The organism is Marinobacter sp. HL-58, assembly GCF_001314605.1.
Taxonomy (GTDB): Bacteria; Pseudomonadota; Gammaproteobacteria; order Pseudomonadales; family Oleiphilaceae; genus Marinobacter.
On the sequence record NZ_LIHP01000004.1, the window covers coordinates 149,416 to 166,932 of the forward strand.

At 58.2% G+C, this 17,517-nt stretch carries 14 protein-coding genes; 13 read left to right on the top strand and 1 reads right to left on the bottom strand.

From position 1 onward, the window contains the following. The first annotated feature begins 1 nt into the window (after nt 1). Nucleotides 2–1,141, top strand: coding sequence for an MFS transporter (locus HLUCCO03_RS04445; RefSeq protein WP_027832149.1), 1,140 nt, complete (start codon nt 2–4; stop codon nt 1,139–1,141). A gap of 5 nt (nt 1,142–1,146) precedes the next feature. Here HLUCCO03_RS04445 and HLUCCO03_RS04450 read toward each other — a convergent pair whose 3' ends face one another. Next, the gene (locus HLUCCO03_RS04450) at nt 1,147–2,013 is read right to left on the bottom strand and encodes a LysR family transcriptional regulator (protein WP_027832148.1); all 867 of its coding nucleotides are present in this window, start codon (nt 2,011–2,013) and stop codon (nt 1,147–1,149) included. Nucleotides 2,014–2,640: 627 nt separating this feature from the next. On the opposite strand from HLUCCO03_RS04450, the gene leuC reads away from it, so the two are divergent. From leuC to HLUCCO03_RS04510, 12 genes are all read left to right on the top strand, one after another. Next, complete coding sequence (gene leuC, locus HLUCCO03_RS04455; protein WP_027832147.1) at nt 2,641–4,059, top strand: 3-isopropylmalate dehydratase large subunit; 1,419 nt, start codon at nt 2,641–2,643, stop codon at nt 4,057–4,059. Between the two features lie 17 nt (nt 4,060–4,076). Then, complete coding sequence (gene leuD / locus HLUCCO03_RS04460) at nt 4,077–4,724, top strand: 3-isopropylmalate dehydratase small subunit (protein ID WP_027832146.1); 648 nt, start codon at nt 4,077–4,079, stop codon at nt 4,722–4,724. Nucleotides 4,725–4,855: 131 nt separating this feature from the next. Then, nucleotides 4,856–5,929, top strand: coding sequence for a 3-isopropylmalate dehydrogenase (leuB, locus tag HLUCCO03_RS04465; RefSeq protein WP_027832145.1), 1,074 nt, complete (start codon nt 4,856–4,858; stop codon nt 5,927–5,929). A gap of 119 nt (nt 5,930–6,048) precedes the next feature. After that, a complete protein-coding gene (asd, locus tag HLUCCO03_RS04470) occupies nt 6,049–7,164 on the top strand; it encodes an aspartate-semialdehyde dehydrogenase (protein WP_027832144.1) in 1,116 nt (371 codons plus the stop codon). 384 nt (nt 7,165–7,548) lie between these two features. Beyond that, nucleotides 7,549–10,746, top strand: coding sequence for a FimV/HubP family polar landmark protein (locus HLUCCO03_RS04475; RefSeq protein WP_027832143.1), 3,198 nt, complete (start codon nt 7,549–7,551; stop codon nt 10,744–10,746). A gap of 106 nt (nt 10,747–10,852) precedes the next feature. Continuing rightward, nucleotides 10,853–11,749: a tRNA pseudouridine(38-40) synthase TruA gene (gene truA, locus HLUCCO03_RS04480; protein ID WP_027832142.1), complete on the top strand. Its 897-nt coding sequence runs from the start codon at nt 10,853–10,855 to the stop codon at nt 11,747–11,749. 7 nt (nt 11,750–11,756) lie between these two features. Beyond that, the gene (locus HLUCCO03_RS04485; protein WP_027832141.1) at nt 11,757–12,386 is read left to right on the top strand and encodes a phosphoribosylanthranilate isomerase; all 630 of its coding nucleotides are present in this window, start codon (nt 11,757–11,759) and stop codon (nt 12,384–12,386) included. After that, a complete protein-coding gene (gene trpB, locus HLUCCO03_RS04490; protein WP_036197499.1) occupies nt 12,373–13,587 on the top strand; it encodes a tryptophan synthase subunit beta in 1,215 nt (404 codons plus the stop codon). Before HLUCCO03_RS04485 ends, trpB begins: the two co-directional genes overlap by 14 nt. A gap of 20 nt (nt 13,588–13,607) precedes the next feature. Then, complete coding sequence (trpA, locus tag HLUCCO03_RS04495) at nt 13,608–14,420, top strand: tryptophan synthase subunit alpha (RefSeq protein WP_027832139.1); 813 nt, start codon at nt 13,608–13,610, stop codon at nt 14,418–14,420. Between the two features lie 41 nt (nt 14,421–14,461). Beyond that, nucleotides 14,462–15,388, top strand: a complete 927-nt coding sequence (accD, locus tag HLUCCO03_RS04500; RefSeq protein WP_027832138.1) for an acetyl-CoA carboxylase, carboxyltransferase subunit beta — start codon at nt 14,462–14,464, stop codon at nt 15,386–15,388. Continuing rightward, nucleotides 15,372–16,685 carry a bifunctional tetrahydrofolate synthase/dihydrofolate synthase gene (gene folC / locus HLUCCO03_RS04505; RefSeq protein ID WP_027832137.1) on the top strand — a complete coding sequence of 438 codons (1,314 nt, stop codon included), beginning with the start codon at nt 15,372–15,374 and terminating at the stop codon, nt 16,683–16,685. Before accD ends, folC begins: the two co-directional genes overlap by 17 nt. 121 nt (nt 16,686–16,806) lie before the next feature. Then, nucleotides 16,807–17,511 carry an SPOR domain-containing protein gene (locus HLUCCO03_RS04510; RefSeq protein WP_027832136.1) on the top strand — a complete coding sequence of 235 codons (705 nt, stop codon included), beginning with the start codon at nt 16,807–16,809 and terminating at the stop codon, nt 17,509–17,511. The last annotated feature ends 6 nt before the right edge of the window (nt 17,512–17,517 follow it).

Genomic DNA, 17,517 nt, shown 5'->3' on the forward strand with positions numbered 1-17,517 from the left:
TATTTACTGGCGACTATCCAACCTCTACTTCTGGTTCTTCGCTCTCCTGGGCGGCCTTCTGCCGTATTGGTCCCTGTACCTGGAGGGCCGCGGCTTCTCCTATCTTGAAATCGCCACGCTGATGGCAACCATCCAGCTGACCAAGATCGTCGCACCCAGCGTCTGGGGCTGGCTGGGCGACCGGACCGGGCAGCGGGTTCGTCTGGTCCGGTTCGGGGCGATTACAGGTTCCCTGTTCTTTGTTGGTGTATTCATGGAGCCCGGGTTCTATGGGCTTTTGCTGGTGATGCTGGCGTTCACGTTTTTCTGGAATGCCATTCTTCCGCTGTATGAAGTCATTACCCTGCGGTCGCTTGGTACCCAGCGTGACAGGTACGGCAAGGTGCGGCTCTGGGGGTCTGTGGGTTTTATAGGTGCTGTCGCGCTGGTGGGCGGGATTCTGGAGCTGGTGCCTATCCATCTGTTGCCGTGGTTGTTGTTGCCGGTTTTTGCGGGGATTGCGGTGTCGGCGTTTCTGGTGCCGGCGGAGCGGGGAGAGCGTAAGCCGCCTGCTCCGAAAGGCAGCCTGAAGGCGATTGTGACGCATCCGGCAGTGGTGACTTTCTTTTTGATGAATTTCCTGCTGCAGGTGTCCCACGGGGCTTACTACACATTTTTCAGTATTCATCTGGAGCAGCACGGGTACGGCAAGCTTTCGATCGGGTTGTTGTGGTCTCTGGGGGTTGTAGCTGAGATCGGGTTGTTCCTGGTGATGCATCGGTTAACCCGGAACTTTACGGTGCGCCAGATTGCCATCGCTGCGCTGACCCTGACGATGATCCGCTGGGTATTGATTGCCGAGGTAACCGATGTAGTGGCGGTGCTGATATTTGCACAGTTGCTGCACGCTGCCTCCTACGGAGCGCTTCATGCCATTTCGGTCCAGTACATCCAGGGGTTTTTCGGGCAGCATCATCATGGCCAGGGGCAGGCACTGTACAGTGGGCTGACGTTTGGTGCCGGCGGCGCAATCGGGGCCTGGATGTCCGGGTTCCTGGTGGACGGGTTCAGTACCTCCGCTGCTTTCTGGGGTGGGGCGATTGCCATGGCCATCGCCATTGTGATCACCTGGCGTGGTCTGAGGCCGCCGCCGGAGCATTGACCGGGTTACTTCAGCTCCGCTGCAATGTCCAGAAGCGCCCTGGCCTGCGGGCTCAGGGACCGGCCCCTGAGGCCAACGGCACCGAGTATCCGGCTGACGGAATGGGGTACCGGTAGCACTTTCAGGGTGTCATCCACCATGCTCACCGGCAATACACTCCAGCCCAGCCCGACGCTTGCCATCATCTTGATGGTTTCCAGGTAGTTGGTGGGCATCTGGATTTTCAGGGGCAATCCCGCGTCCAGGAACAGCCGGCTGATGGTGCGATAGGTGGCGGTCCCTGCCTCCGGAAGCAGGGCGTCATAGCGTGACAGGTCCTCCAGCCCCGGTTTGTCGAGAGAGGCCAATGGATGCTCGGGGGACACCACAAAAGCCATGGTATCCTCCCAACGCACGTGCACCTCAAACGCCTGATCCATACTTTCGCTCAGGGTCACAAACGCCAGTTCTGCCGTGCGCTTGCGCATCTGACCGAAGGCGCTTTCGGAGTCCATGAACTGGAGTTCCAGCGATACCTCGGGGTAGTCACGGTTAAGCCGTCGCAGCCAGGCGGGAAGGTGGTGAAGGCCGATATGGTGGCTGGCTATCACAGACAACGGCCCGGAAATCGCCCCTTCACGGTCCGACAGTGCCTGCCGGGCATTGTGGACCTCATCCAGAATTCGCCGTGCATGGGGCAGCAACCGCGCCCCGGCATCGGTCAGCCTGATCTGACGATTGCTCCGGTCAATCAGCTTGGTGCCCAACTGGTTTTCCAGCGCCGCAAGCCGCTTGCTGATGGCCGGCTGCGTCAGGTGCAGCAGTTCGGCCGCTTCCGAGAAGGATTCCTGGTCGACTATGGTCAGGAACGCTTTCAGGGAGTTTGAGTCCATGGTGGCTGCCTCTGTAAGACTTCAGCTTTGGGTGGAGGTCGCATGCCGGGAAGCCCCTTCCAAAAAACGCCCGTAAATACGTCCATGTAGGGCTCGGTCGCGCCATCCCTGGCGCTCCACGTTTTTGGAAAGGTCTTCCCGGCATACTCCCCGTAACTCGGAGTTAACTCTGTCGGTGTAAAAGTTGTCGTGAACACGCTGTCGGATTTCGCTGCGCTCTATCCGACCTACGGCTCCCCGACATTACGAGTTGCCTTCAAACAATGTAGGTCGGATTAGCCAAAGGCGTAATCCGACAACTTCTCACGGCAAAAAAGATCATTTCCCCGTAGGCCATTCATGTGTTCAACAAGCATGGCGACAGGGGCCTCCCAAAACCGTGGAGCGCCAGGGATGGCGCGACCGAGCCCCCATGGATGGGTTCACGGCGTGTTTTGGGAGGCCCCTGTCGCCATGCGACCTGCACCCAATAATCAGGCGCGGCGTTAGGGAAGGCCCCACAAAAGCCTAATATGCCAAACAGGAATTCACAACATAAAAAACATGAATTGAGGTTATTCAAGGGGAAGCGGTAAGATGGTACTCATAGTGGTAAAACCAGAAACCCCCAGAGAGTGAGAGAGAACCATGGCGGGCAAGACCTTATACGACAAATTGTGGGACGACCATCTCGTCAAACAGCGGGATGACGGCTCGGCGTTGATCTACATCGACCGGCACCTGCTTCACGAAGTCACCTCGCCGCAGGCCTTTGAAGGGCTTCGGCTGGCCGGGCGCAAGCCCTGGCGGCTGGATGCCAATCTGGCCACGCCGGACCATAACGTGCCGACCACCGACCGTGCCCGGGGTGTGGAAGGCATTGTCGACCCGGTGTCGCGGATTCAGGTGGAAACCCTGGACAGGAACTGCGACGAGTTCGGGATTCTGGAGTTCAAGATCAAGGACCAGCGCCAGGGCATTGTCCATGTAATCGGGCCCGAGCAGGGCGCGACCTTGCCGGGGATGAGCATTGTGTGCGGCGACTCCCATACTTCCACCCACGGCGCCTTCGGCTGCCTGGCCCACGGCATCGGTACCTCCGAAGTGGAGCACGTGCTGGCTACCCAGTGCCTGGTTCAGCAGAAGATGAAGAACATGCTGGTGAAGGTGAATGGCAAGCTCGGGCCTGGCGTGACCGGCAAGGACGTTGTCCTGGCCATCATCGGAAAAATAGGCACCGCCGGCGGTACAGGCCATGCCATTGAATTCGGTGGTGAGGCCATCCGTGGACTGTCCATGGAAGCGCGCATGACCATTTGCAATATGTCCATCGAGGCTGGTGCCCGTGTGGGTATGGTCGCGGTGGATCAGACCACCATTGATTACGTGAAGGACCGTCCGTTCGCGCCGAAGGGTGAAATGCGGGACCGGGCCATCGAATACTGGAAAACCCTGCACAGCGACGAGGACGCGGTGTTCGATAAGGTGGTCGAGCTCGAAGGCTCTGAAATCATGCCGCAGGTAAGCTGGGGTACGTCTCCGGAAATGGTGGCGGGAGTGGGCGGCCATGTGCCCGACCCGGAAGCGGAAGCCGATCCCATCAAACGTGAGGGTATTGTCCGGGCTCTGAAGTACATGGGCCTCAAACCGAACATGCCGATCACCGATATCAAGCTCGACCGGGTGTTTATCGGTTCCTGCACCAACAGCCGGATCGAAGACCTCCGCGAGGCTGCCGCCGTGGTGAAAGGGCGCAAGGTGTCACCCTCGCTCAAGCAGGCCATGGTGGTACCGGGCTCCGGGCTGGTGAAGGTTCAGGCCGAACAGGAAGGCCTGGACAAGATCTTTCTCGAGGCAGGGCTTGAATGGCGTGATCCCGGCTGTTCCATGTGTCTGGCCATGAACGCCGACAAACTGGGACAGGGGGAGCATTGCGCCTCCACGTCAAACCGCAACTTCGAGGGTCGGCAGGGCTTCGGCGGGCGTACGCACCTGGTCAGCCCGGCTATGGCAGCGGCCGCTGCGATCAACGGCCACTTTGTTGATGTCCGCGAGATGATGAACTGATCCACAGGAGAGACACCATGCGAGCGTTAAAGCAACACAAGGGCATTGTTGCCCCCATGGACCGGTCCAATGTGGATACGGACATGATTATTCCCAAGCAGTTTCTGAAGTCCATCAAGCGCACCGGCTTCGGCCCGAACCTGTTTGATGAACTGCGCTACCTGGACGAAGGCAAGCCTGACCAGGACTGTTCAAAGCGCCCGATAAACCCGGATTTCGTGCTCAACCAGAACCGCTACAGGAATGCCAGCGTGCTGCTGGCCCGGCGCAACTTCGGTTGTGGCTCCAGCCGCGAGCACGCCCCCTGGGCGCTGGAAGATTTCGGTTTCCGCATTATCATAGCGCCCAGTTTTGCTGATATTTTCTACAACAACTGCTTTAAGAATGGCCTGTTACCGATTGTTCTTCAAGAAGAAATTGTAGACCAGCTGTTCAGGGAGACCGAAGCGGAAGAGGGCTATCAGTTGGCGATTGACCTGGAAGCCAAGACGGTCACCACACCGTCTGGTGAGTCGTTCAGTTTCGAGGTGGACGATTTCCGCCGTCATTGTCTGCTCAACGGTCTCGACGATATCGGTGTGACCCTCGAAGATGCGGACGTGATCAGGGCGTATGAAGAGTCACGGCGGAAGACAGCGCCCTGGTTGTTCGGGGCCGGTGGTTGATATTCATTTGGTGGGTGCGAGAGGGTTTGTCGGATTACGCTTCGCTAATCCGACCTACATTGGATCGCAAACCGTAGGTCGGATTAGGTGAAGCCGTAATCCGACAATGTAAACATTTCAAAGGAAACAAAATGTCCCGAAATATCCTTTTACTCCCGGGCGACGGCATTGGCCCGGAGATCGTTGCCGAGGCCGAGAAGGTCCTGCACAAGATCAACGATAACTTCAGCCTGGGCCTGAACTTTGAGTCCGCTCTGGTCGGTGGCGCGGCGATTGACGAGAACGATACGCCACTCCCCGATGAAACCCTGGCCAAGGCCCGCAAGGCAGACGCGATTCTCCTGGGCGCCGTCGGTGGACCCCGGTGGGACAGTCGGCCCATGGCCAGCCGTCCCGAGAAAGGATTGCTGGGCCTGCGTTCCAACCTGGAACTGTTCGCAAATCTTCGTCCCGCTATTCTCTATCCCCAACTGGCTTCGGCTTCCTCCCTGAAACCGGAAGTGGTTTCCGGGCTGGATATCATGATTGTCCGTGAGCTGACCGGCGGTATTTACTTCGGCCAGCCCCGGGGTGTCCGTGAGCTGGAAAGTGGAGAGCGCCAGGGCTACAACACCTACGCCTACACCGAATCGGAAATTCGTCGTATTGGCCGGGTGGCATTTGAAGCCGCCCAGCAGCGGGGCAAGAAGCTGTGTTCCGTTGACAAGGCCAACGTTCTGGAAGTCACTGTCTTGTGGCGGGAAATCATGGAAGACCTGCGCCGGGAGTACCCGGATGTGGAGCTCTCCCACATGTACGTCGACAACGCTGCCATGCAGCTGGTCCGGGCGCCGAAACAGTTCGATGTGATTGTGACTGGCAACATGTTTGGTGATATTCTTTCCGACGAAGCGGCAATGCTGACGGGCTCCATCGGTATGCTGCCGTCTGCTTCCCTGAATTCCGAGAAGCAGGGCATGTATGAGCCTTGCCATGGTTCCGCACCCGATATTGCGGGCAAGGGCATTGCCAATCCGCTGGCCACCATTCTCAGTGTCGCCATGATGTTGCGTTACAGTCTTGGCGAGGACAAAGCCGCAGGGGCCATTGAGGCGGCGGTCAGCAAGGTGCTGGATCAGGGCCTGAGAACGGCGGATATCATGTCTGCCGATGGCCGGAAAGTATCGACCCGTGAAATGGGAGATGCGGTTCTGGCGGCGCTCTGAGGCCGGCAGTTATTTGAGACCCGACGACAACGCGATGCTGTTGTCGCGGGATCATCCATCCTGTCCCTGCCAGCGATAAAGGCAGAGGGCGGGCATAAAACGAGGTTCAAAGGTCGCACATGAAGCGAGTTGGACTTATTGGCTGGCGCGGTATGGTGGGCTCTGTCCTCATGCAGCGTATGCGTGAAGAAAATGATTTTGCGGATATCGAACCGATCTTCTTTACCACCTCCCAGGCTGGCAAACCGGCCCCGGACGTGGGGAAAGAGGGCGTGCCTGTGCTGCAGGACGCATTCGATATCGACACCCTGAAAACGCTGGACGTGGTGGTTACCTGTCAGGGTGGCGATTACACCGGTGCGGTATACCAGAAACTCCGTGATGCCGGATGGCAGGGTTACTGGATCGACGCCGCCTCCACACTGCGGATGGTTGATCACTCCGTGATCGTGCTGGACCCGGTCAATCGAAATGTGATTGATGACGCACTGGCGAAGGGCGTGAAGGATTATGTTGGCGGAAACTGCACCGTCAGCCTGATGATGCTGGCCCTGGGCGGCCTGCTGGAGCAGGACCTGATCGAATGGGTCTCCCCCATGACCTACCAGGCAGCGTCCGGTTCAGGCGCGCAGAATATGCGAGAACTGCTGAACCAGATGGGTGAGCTCAAGAATGCCGTGGGCGATGAGCTGGCGGATCCTTCTTCGGCTATCCTGGAGATTGACCGCAAGGTTACCGATACCATGCGCTCTGACGGATTCCCTACCGAGCACTTTGAAGTGCCTCTGGCGGGCAGCCTGATTCCGTTTATCGACAAACAACTCGATAACGGTATGAGCAAGGAAGAATGGAAAGCGGGGGTTGAAACCAACAAGATTCTCGGTCGCAGCGACAACCCGATTCCTATCGATGGAATCTGCGTTCGCATCGGTGCCATGCGCTCTCACAGTCAGGCGCTGACCATCAAGCTGAAGAAGGATCTTCCGGTATCCGAAATCGAGTCAATACTGGCCAAAGCCAACGATTGGGTGAAAGTGATTCCCAACGAACGTGACGCCACTATACGGGAACTCACGCCGGCGAAAGTCACCGGAACCCTGAGCGTACCCATTGGCCGAATCCGCAAACTTTCCATGGGGCCGGAGTACATCTCTGCCTTTACGGTCGGTGACCAGTTGCTGTGGGGCGCTGCGGAGCCACTGCGACGGATGCTTCGCATCCTTCAGGAAAAGTAGCGCGGTCCCGCAGTGGGCAAGATTATGCCAACTGTGTCCGGTTTCAGAGAACCGGTTGGGGGCGGAGGCTGAAATACGCCTCCGCCCCTGTTATTTTCAGAGGCGTTTTTGTACATGTTTGCGGTTCGGTGAGCTAGACTCTGGCTGATCTGGGGAACCGGATCATCGTTCGGTAACAATATGTTCCCCACCATTTATGAAAAAATGGTGCAAGGACTGCGGCTGATTGATTGATAAAAGAGGTATTATCAACAATACTTGCCCAACCAAATATTAAAAACATTACATAATAACGATAGTAATCAAGACGGAAGTCATCCAACCTCGTCCGATATCTGTTCGAAATGGGCAGTAACGAATAACGGAGACTGGTAAGGAAAAAGCATGAAGGTACGCAAGCTTGCGGTTGCTCTGGCTCTGGCGGGAGGGCTCGGTTCCGGCGTCGCACAGGCCCTGGGTCTGGGAGAAATCGAATTACAGTCCTATCTGAATGAGCCTCTGGACGCGGAGATCACTCTGCGTAAAAGCGAGGGAGTTGACCCCGGTGATGTGTTTGTAGACATCGCCTCCGAGTCAGCCTACGAACGTGTGGGCATAGACCGGAATTATTTCCTTACCAAACTGGATTTCGAGGTGACTACCGCCAGCGATGGCAGCCTGGTAGTCAATGTCTCCTCAAGGGAACCGCTACGGGAACCCTACCTCAATTTCCTGCTTGAAGTGACCTGGCCCAATGGCCGGTTGATGCGCGAATATGCCGTGCTGGTTGATCCACCGGTATACGCAGAAGACTCCGGGGTAGAGGAAGAGGTTGCCGCTCCCGCCACTCGCGAGGCAGCCCAGCCGTCGCAGCAGCAGGATGAGCCCCGCAGCCAGGCCCGTGAGCAGGAGCCTCAGCGCGCTTCCAGCCAGCGTCCGCGCACCCTTGACCCCACAAAGGCATCGGATACCCTCTGGAATATTGCCGCCAGTGTTCGCCCTGACAGCAGTGTGTCCATGCAGCAGGTGATGCTCGCGCTGCAGGATCTGAATCCGGATGCCTTCATGGGTGGCAACATCAATCGCCTGAAGCGTGGTGAAGTTCTGCGTGTGCCGGATATGGAAGACATTCGCAGCCGGTCCCGTGCCGAAGCCAACAGGCTGGTGGCGGCCCAGAATGAAGAATTCTCGAGCCCAGAACGCACCGTCGACGCGACAGATGAGGGTGCGGATGCCGATGTTGCTTCCGGCCAGGCCGGCGAAGGAGCTACCAGCGGTGATGAGCTTAGATTGCTGGCCAGTGAGGACACCGGTTCCCGGGATGCCGATGAAGGCGGTTCTGCGGGCGGTGATGGCGATACCGAAGGCGGTGTGGATGCCGGTTCTGCGGTTGCCATGGAAGAGCTGGAAAGCGCGCGCCGGGAGAACGAAGAGCTCAGCGGCCGAGTGGATGACCTGCAGGAGCAGGTAGAGACTCTCCAGCGTCTGCTGGAACTGAAGAACACACAGCTTGCCGAGATTCAGCAAACAGAAGGCGAAGAGGCGGGCGGTGATCAACCCGCCGACGCAGCCGATGAAGAAACGCTGTCAGATGAGGTAGCTGAAGAAGACGTTGACGCCGGTGATGAAGCCGATACCGAGGCTGACGTCGCTGCTGCAGACGCAGAATCTGACGACGCCTCTGAGTCTGAAATGGGCCAGGGTGAGGATGATACGGCCTCTGGTGAGGAGGAAACCGTTGCCGAGGACGACGCTGCTGAGACCGCTGTGGAAGAAGACAGTGGCACAGCGGACGAGGACCTTGCTGCTGACGAGTCGGAAACAGCCGTCGCGTCGGAGGATGATGAAGACCGGGAAGAAGAGGCCGAGGCTGCTGCACCGTCAGCGGAGCAGCCGAGCCAGGAACCCTCTACGCCGCCCGCTCAGCCAGATAAGGGCTTCCCGGACAATATCATTAGCGCTATCACCAACAACCCCACGTATCAGATCGCCTTGGGCGGTGGCCTGGTGGTCCTGTTGTTGCTGTTGCTGTTGCTGGCCCGTCGTAACGCCAATCGCGAGAAGGAATTCTACGACCAGCTCAATGGCGAAACCGAAGGTGAAACCGATTCCTTTGATCTCACCCTGGATGATGAAGAAGTTGGTGAGGGCCCTGATGGCGACCCGCTGGCCGAAGCCGACGCCTACATTGCCTATGGCCGGATGGATCAGGCCGCCCAGTCCCTCGAAACCGCCATCTCCCGTGAGCCGAGCCGTTCTGACCTGCGGCTGAAACTCCTGGGAGTCTATGCAGATACGCAGGACCGGGCATCGTTCGAGAAGCAATTGAGAGAAGTCGAGGCCCTGGAAGATGAGCAGGCGATTGCCGAAGCCCATCAATTGCGCTCGCGCCTTGAAGAAGCCGAGTCAATGCCCAGCATTGACGATCTCGAGTCGCAATTGCGGTCCGACTCCTTCGATACCGGCAGCGAGTCTACAACGGAGACTGCCGGGACTCAGGAGGAAGACAGTCTGTCTGATGAGTTTGCTTCCGACCGATACGAATCCCGCCCGGAAGAGGAAGATGAAGACGAGTTCGGGAGCCTGGAAACCGACTTCTCGGAACTCGATCTTGACGAACAGGAAGAAGCCGAAGCTGCCAGGGAGTCCGGACCGGACGATATGATCGAATACGATCTCTCTGACATTGGGTCCCCGGAGGATGATTCCGCGGAGGCCAATGCGGAGGATACATTGAGCGAATCAGATACTGATGAGCTTACGGATGATGCCTTCGACTTCACCCTGGAGGATGAATCTTCCAAAGAAGGCGACGATGACGATCTGAGTCTTGAGCTCGATGATCTTGAGACTGACACGGAAGCCAGTGCAGCAAAAGAAGCGGCTGGAGCGGAAGACGAAGCTGATGAATTTGCGTCACTGGAGCTTGATGAAGCGGACCTTGAAAGCCCGGAGCCTGAAACTGCTGAAACCGGCGATGCCGAGCCGGAAGAGGCTTACCGTCAGGAAGGCGACCTTGATTCGCTGGATGAGTCATTCCTGGACGAACTGGACGCCGAGCTGGACAAGGTTGCCAGTGACGACGAGGTATCCACGGGCAGTGACGAAGACGAGCTTGAGGATCTGGAGCTTGATGTTTCCGACGAGGATCTGGCGCTGATGGAAGAATTTGCCGACTCTGGCGATTCCGCCGGAACTGATGCAGAAGACGACTCGGCACCACTGGACAAAGAACTGGGCCTTGAAGATGCCCTGAGTGGTGAAGAACCGGCCAGCCCGGAAGAGACGGTTGCCGGTGCCGAAGCGGTTGAGGATGAACTGCCGGATCTGGGGGATGAGACCGAGGAAGAGCCCCCGGTTGCCTCCGATGCGGCAGCTGGTGCCTCACGATCCGCCGATATCGACGAGTCTGAACTTGGTGATGACGATGACTTCGATTTCCTGTCGGGAACCGATGAGGCGTCAACCAAGCTGGATCTTGCCAGGGCCTATGTGGAAATGGGTGATGTGGACGGCGCCCGGGATATCCTCGAGGAAGTCGCACTGGAAGGAAATGAGGAGCAGAAAGCGGAAGCGCAGGATCTCCTTAAAAATCTGTCCTGATTCGTTATAATCAGCGCAGGAAACGCAAAACGCCGGCTACCGGGCCACGCCCGGAACAAATGCCGGCGTTTTGTTTTGTTATCAGCACCGTAATCCGGACACGTCATTGTTTCTTACACCGCAACCACTGACCACCGACACATCCATCGGGGCGGGCCGTGTCGCACTGGCCTTCGAATACGATGGCCGGGGCTTTCACGGCTGGCAATATCAGAAATCCGGAGTTCGTTCCGTCCAGGGTGAGCTTACCCGGGCTGTGTCGAAGGTCGCCGACCATCCGGTGGACCTGGTGTGTGCCGGGCGCACGGATGCGGGTGTCCACGCCAGTTACCAGATAGCCCATTTCGAAACGCCTTCTGTGCGAAACCCGAGGTCCTGGGTGATGGGCATCAACACGTCCCTTCCGGCAGACATTGCGGTGCACTGGGCGGGCAACGGGGTTGGTGACTTTCACGCCCGGTTTTCGGCAACCTATCGCCGCTACCGTTACATTATCTACAACCATCCGGTGCGACCGGGCATCCTCAGCGGTCAGGTCAGCTGGACGTTCCGCCCCCTCGATGCTCCGGTGATGGATCGGGCCGCTCAGTTTCTCAAGGGCGAACATGATTTTTCGTCCTTCCGTGCCGCGGGTTGCCAGTCCCGATCCCCCATTCGTTTTCTGGAAGCCATCAACGTAACCCGAAAGGGTGAGTTCATCGTAATTGATGTTCAGGCCAATGCATTTCTGCACCATATGGTCCGGAATATTGCCGGCGCTCTGATGGCCGTTGGAGCAGGGAAGCAGCACCCGGAATGGATTCGTGAGATACTTGAAACCAGAGACAGGACCGCAGCGGGTGTAACCGCACCGCCACATGGGTTGTACCTGGTGGATGTGGGGTACCCCGACGAGTTTTCGATACCGGCAGCGCAATGCGGGCCGGGTTTCGTGGTGCCCTGGTTCAGCCCTGCTGACAACCGGCCGCGCGATCCGACTCATATTCACCGAAAGCAGCGATAGAACTCCTATGAGAACGCGAGTAAAAATCTGCGGGATCACCCGGAAACAGGACGCGATTGCAGCCTCCGCCGCCGGGGCGGATGCCCTCGGGTTCGTGTTCTACGAGCCCAGTCCACGGTGTGTGACGCCGCAGGTGGCCCGGGACCTTGTCGGGGTTGTGCCGCCATTTGTAGTGGCCACCGGACTGTTCGTTAACCCGGACGCAGACTATGTGAAACACGTGCTGTCGCAGGTACCACTGGATCTGCTCCAGTTTCACGGCGACGAATCACCGGAATTCTGCAACAGTTTCGGAATGCGCTGGATCAAAGCAATACGGGTGCGGCAACGTTCGGACATTGAGAACGCGTTTCGCGAATTCCACCAGGCCAGCGGGTTGCTGGTGGACGCCTGGGACCCGCAAAAGTATGGCGGTACCGGCCAGGCCTTCAACTGGTCGCTGATTCCGCAAAGCCGCCCGTTGCCACTGATATTGGCCGGCGGGCTGGCTTCTGATAACGTATCCCGCGCTGTAGCGCAGGTCCGGCCCTGGGCTGTCGATGTCAGTGGTGGTGTGGAAAGCAGCAAAGGTATCAAAGACGTCGAGAAGATCACTGATTTTATAAACGAGGTTCACCGTGTCGATGAAACTGACTGAAGAAATGCTCAAAGCGCTTCCGGATGCACGGGGCCACTTCGGAGCCTACGGCGGAAGATTTGTTTCCGAAACCCTCTTTGATTCGTTGTTGACCCTTGAGCGTGAGTACAAAAGGCTCAAAGATGATCCGGAATTCCAGGCAGAATTCGACAGGGATCTCGCCCATTATGTGGGCCGCCCGAGCCCCCTGTACTTTGCCGAGCGGCTGACCAGGGAGACCGGTGGCGCACAGATCTGGCTCAAGCGCGAAGATCTCAACCACACGGGCGCTCACAAGGTAAACAACACCATCGGCCAGGCACTTCTGGCACGCTTTCTTGGCAAGAAGCGAGTGATCGCGGAAACCGGAGCCGGGCAGCATGGTGTGGCCACCGCGACAGTCTGTGCGCGCCTGGGTCTGGAATGCCATGTGTTCATGGGTGAGGAAGACATCAAGCGGCAATCCCCGAACGTGTACCGGATGAAGCTGCTGGGTGCCGTCGTTCACTCGGTCAGCAGTGGCACCCGCACACTGAAAGACGCCATGAATGATGCCATGCGGGACTGGGTAGCCAACGTCGACGACACCTTCTACATCATCGGTACCGTGGCAGGCCCCCATCCATACCCGCTGCTGGTTCGGGATTTCCAGTCGGTTATCGGCCGCGAAACCCGGGCCCAGTGCCTGGACAGGACCGGAAAGCTGCCAGACGCTCTGGTTGCCTGTGTCGGTGGTGGTTCCAACGCCATTGGCATGTTCTACCCGTTCCTGACCGATGAAAGCGTGGAGCTTTACGGTGTGGAAGCGGGTGGTCTTGGTATCGAGTCCGGGCAGCACGCGGCCCCCCTGAGTGCCGGCCGGCCAGGCGTACTGCACGGCAATCGCACCTACCTGATGGAAGATGAGAACGGCCAGATTGCCGGCACACACTCTGTCAGCGCTGGCCTGGACTATCCTGGTGTCGGTCCGGAACACAGCTGGTTAAAGGATATTGGCCGTGCGCACTATGTATCGGTCACCGATGATGAGGCGCTGGACGGCTTCCGTAAGCTGACTCGCGTGGAAGGCATTATGCCGGCCCTGGAAACCGCCCATGCCGTTGCCTACGCGATCAAGCTGGCCGCGACCATGGACAAAGACAAGATCGTGGTTATCAATATTTCCGGGCGCGGTGACAAGGACATGCAGACCATCGCCGAAATCGATGGTATCGAGGTTTAGGCAACAGCAAAGGAGCTGGCATGAGTCGAATTGAAGGGGTTCTGAAATCCCTGAAGGGGCAGGGCCGCAAGGCGCTGATTCCATACATTACCGCCGGTGATCCGCATCCGGATCAGACGGTCGATCTGATGCATACCCTGGTGGATGCAGGTGCGGACATTATAGAGCTGGGGGTGCCATTCTCGGACCCGATGGCCGACGGGCCGGTTATCCAGCAGGCCTGTGAGCGTGCGCTTCGGCATGGTACCTCGCTGCGTCAGGTGCTGGGGATGGTCAAGACCTTTCGGGAAACAGACGACAAAACCCCGATCGTGCTGATGGGTTACCTCAATCCCATGGAAGCCATGGGCCAGGAGAAATTTGCCGATGCCGCCGTGGACGCGGGTGTGGACGGCATTCTCACGGTTGATTTGCCGCCGGAAGAGGCGGACGAAGTGGCTCCGTTGTTCACGGCGCGTAATCTCGACGCCATATTCCTGCTGGCACCCACCACCACTGATGACCGGATTCGTGCAATCAGTGAGCACAGTTCCGGCTATGTGTACTATGTTTCATTCAAGGGTGTGACCGGAGCTGGCAAGATTGATGTGGATGAAGTGGCTGCCAAGGTCGCTCATATTCACGAACTGACAGCACTGCCGGTGGCGGTTGGCTTTGGTATCCGGGATGCGGCAACGGCTTCTGCAGTAGGTCGGGTATCCGATGGTGTAATTGTCGGCAGCGTGCTGGTAGATACAATAGCCCGGAATCAGGCAGATCCTGACCAGCTCAAGCGGGCGCTGTCGGATCTGCTTCACCCGATGCGCGAAGCACTTGACAGCCTGGCTTCCTGATTGACAGGTATCCGGCAGGCATCAAAGGACAGGATGAGATCATGAGTAACTGGCTGGACAAGATCATGCCGAGCAAGATCCGCTCGGAATCCAAGCAACGGACCGGAGTTCCGGAAGGCCTCTGGAAGAAATGCCCGAAATGCGGCGCCTTTCTCTACAAGCCGGAGCTCGACAAGAATCTGGATGTCTGTCCCAAATGTCAGCACCATCTGCGGGTTACGGCCCGCCGTCGCCTTGATATCTTTCTGGACAAGGACGGCCGCCAGGAAATTGCGGCTGACCTGGAACCCTGGGACCGGCTGAAATTCAAGGACAGCAAGCGCTACAAGGATCGCCTGGCCCAGAACCAGAAGGCCACCGGTGAAAAAGACGCTCTGGTAGCGATGCGTGGCACATGTCTTGAAACCCCGCTGGTGGCGGTGGCGTTCGAGTTCAACTTCCTTGGCGGCTCCATGGGGCAGGTTGTGGGCGAGAAATTCGTTCAGGCGGCCAATGTGTGTCTGGAAGAGCGCATTCCCCTGGTCTGTTTCTCTGCCAGTGGCGGTGCGCGGATGCAGGAAGCGATTCTGTCGCTGATGCAGATGTCCAAGACCGCAGCGGTGCTTGAGCGCATGAAGCTCGAAGGCATTCCCTACATATCCGTGATGACCGACCCGGTTTTCGGTGGTGTATCGGCGAGTCTGGCCATGCTTGGAGACCTGAATATTGCCGAGCCCTATGCGCTGATTGGCTTTGCCGGGCCGCGGGTCATTGAGCAGACGGTTCGCGAGAAACTGCCCGAAGGTTTCCAGCGCAGCGAATTCCTGCTGGAGCATGGCGCCATCGATATGATTCTGCATCGCCACCAGATGCGTGAACGTATTGCGGCTCTGCTGGCCAAGTTTACCGGCCTGGAAAAGCCGGCCACGGAAGAACCGATTGAGTTCGAGGTGTCGGAGCGACCGGAAACCGATGCCCCCGCAGAATGAACCTGTTGCCCGGCACACCCCTGTGCCGGGCGCCGGCGCCACGCTTGAGCAGTGGCTCGGTTATCTGGAATCCATCCATCCTTCCGAAATTGACCTCGGCCTCGACCGTGTCCTGCTGGTTTTGCGGCGCCTTTTCCGTAATAACCCGGCGGCCCGGATCCTTACCATTGGCGGGACAAACGGCAAGGGCAGTGCCGTGGCGGCGCTGGAAAAACTGCTTCTCTGTGCCGGTCGAACCACCGGTGCCTACACATCACCCCATCTGCAGCGGTATAACGAGCGCGTTCGCATTAACGGTTCGAATGTCGCGGATGCTGACCTGGTTCGTGCCTTTGAACGGGTCGAGGCCGCGCGGGGCAACATTACGCTGACCTATTTCGAGTTTGGCACCCTGGCCGCATTTGTCCTTTTCGAGGAAGCTGGTGTTGACGACTGGGTTCTTGAAGTCGGGCTCGGTGGGCGACTGGATGCGGTGAATGTCCTGGATCCCGACCTGGCCATTATCACCTCTGTGGATATAGACCATGTCGCCTACCTGGGGGACAACCGGGAAGTTATCGGTTTCGAGAAAGCGGGGATTCTCAGGCCGGGGATCAACGCCATCTATGCGGACACAGATCCGCCCGCTTCGGTGTTGCAGCAGGTATCGGCCCAGAAGGTCCGGCTGGAGCGTCCGGGGCAGACCTATCAACTGGTGCCTGTGTCAGACCAGGGCATGGTTCCCGGATACGCTCTCAGGCAGGACCGCTACGGTGACGAGATAATGCTTCCGGATACCGGGCTTCCCATCCACAGCCTGGCTGCTGCGGTCGTCGCCATCCGGCAACTCGAACCTGGCCTGGCGCCTGCGACAATCGAGCAGGTATTGTCAGACCTGACGTTGCCTGGCCGTTACGAGGTGCTGCAGGCCTCACCCCGTGTGATTGTCGATGTAGGCCATAATCCCCATGCGGCGGCGTGGTTGGCGGACAGGATAGTGCGCCGGCGGGATAGCAATGGGCGTGTTATTGCCATCTACGCTGCCCTGGCGGACAAGGACGTGGAAGGTGTTGCAGGGGCAATGAATTCCGTGGTTGATCGATGGTACCTTTCCGGGCTGGACGTTCCCCGGGGCCTGGCCGCAGAGGAGCTGGCGTTGCGGCTGGAGGGGATTGTAGAGGGCTCCCGAGTATTGCTGGCCGGGTCAGTGGAGAAAGCCCTGGAGCAGGCCCTGAAGGGCGCTGCGGAGGAGGACCTGATCATTGTGTTCGGCTCTTTCTACACCGTTGCGGCCGCCCGTGACGCTCTGGGAAAATAACGCATCTTAAATATCCGTCATGCCTGCCATGAGCCTTTGAGTTCTCTGTAGGCGGCGGTTACTATCGGGCACAGTATTGATCATTTCTCGCGAGTCGTGAATCAACAGGGGATAGCGTAACGTGGACGGATTGAAGCAAAGAATCATCGGAGCCCTGGTACTGGTGTCTCTTGCCGTTATCTTTGTACCGATGATGTTTGATGAGCCCCATTCCGAGCGCGAGTCCACGTCTATCAAGCTTCCCGAGGAACCTCCATTCCCCGAAGTTGAAGCCCCTGAACCGGAAACTGCCGATGCCCCGGCCTATCGCATCGAGGAATCCGGTGATGAAGCGCAGCCGTCAAGCAGCGAGGAACTCGGTGATGAAGCGCAGCCCTCAAGCGCCGAGGAACCCGCCCTCGATGAGCCACCCCAGGTAGATGAACCATCCCGTGTGGAGGCTGAAACCGAAGCACCCGACCCTCTCCCGACGGTTCAGGAGCCTGAAGTATCCCGCCAGGAGACATCAGACACCGACTCAGAACCTGAATCTGAACCCGAAGAGCCTGTGCAGGACGAGGATTCGGCGGAGTTCACCCGGTCTCTTGAGGGCGCCTGGGTGGTGCAGCTGGGCAGTTTCGGCAGCAACGATAACGCCAGAAACCTGCGGGACAAGGTTCGGGAAAAAGGTTACAACTCTCATCTCCAGCAGATTACCCGTGGCGACGCCGAGCTGACCCGGGTTTTCAGTGGGCCATTTGCCGAGAAGGCGGAAGCCGAAAAGGCCAAGCAGGTTCTCGACAAAGCTTTCGGACTCAATAGCCTGGTGACTTCCGGCGACAAATAGGGTTGC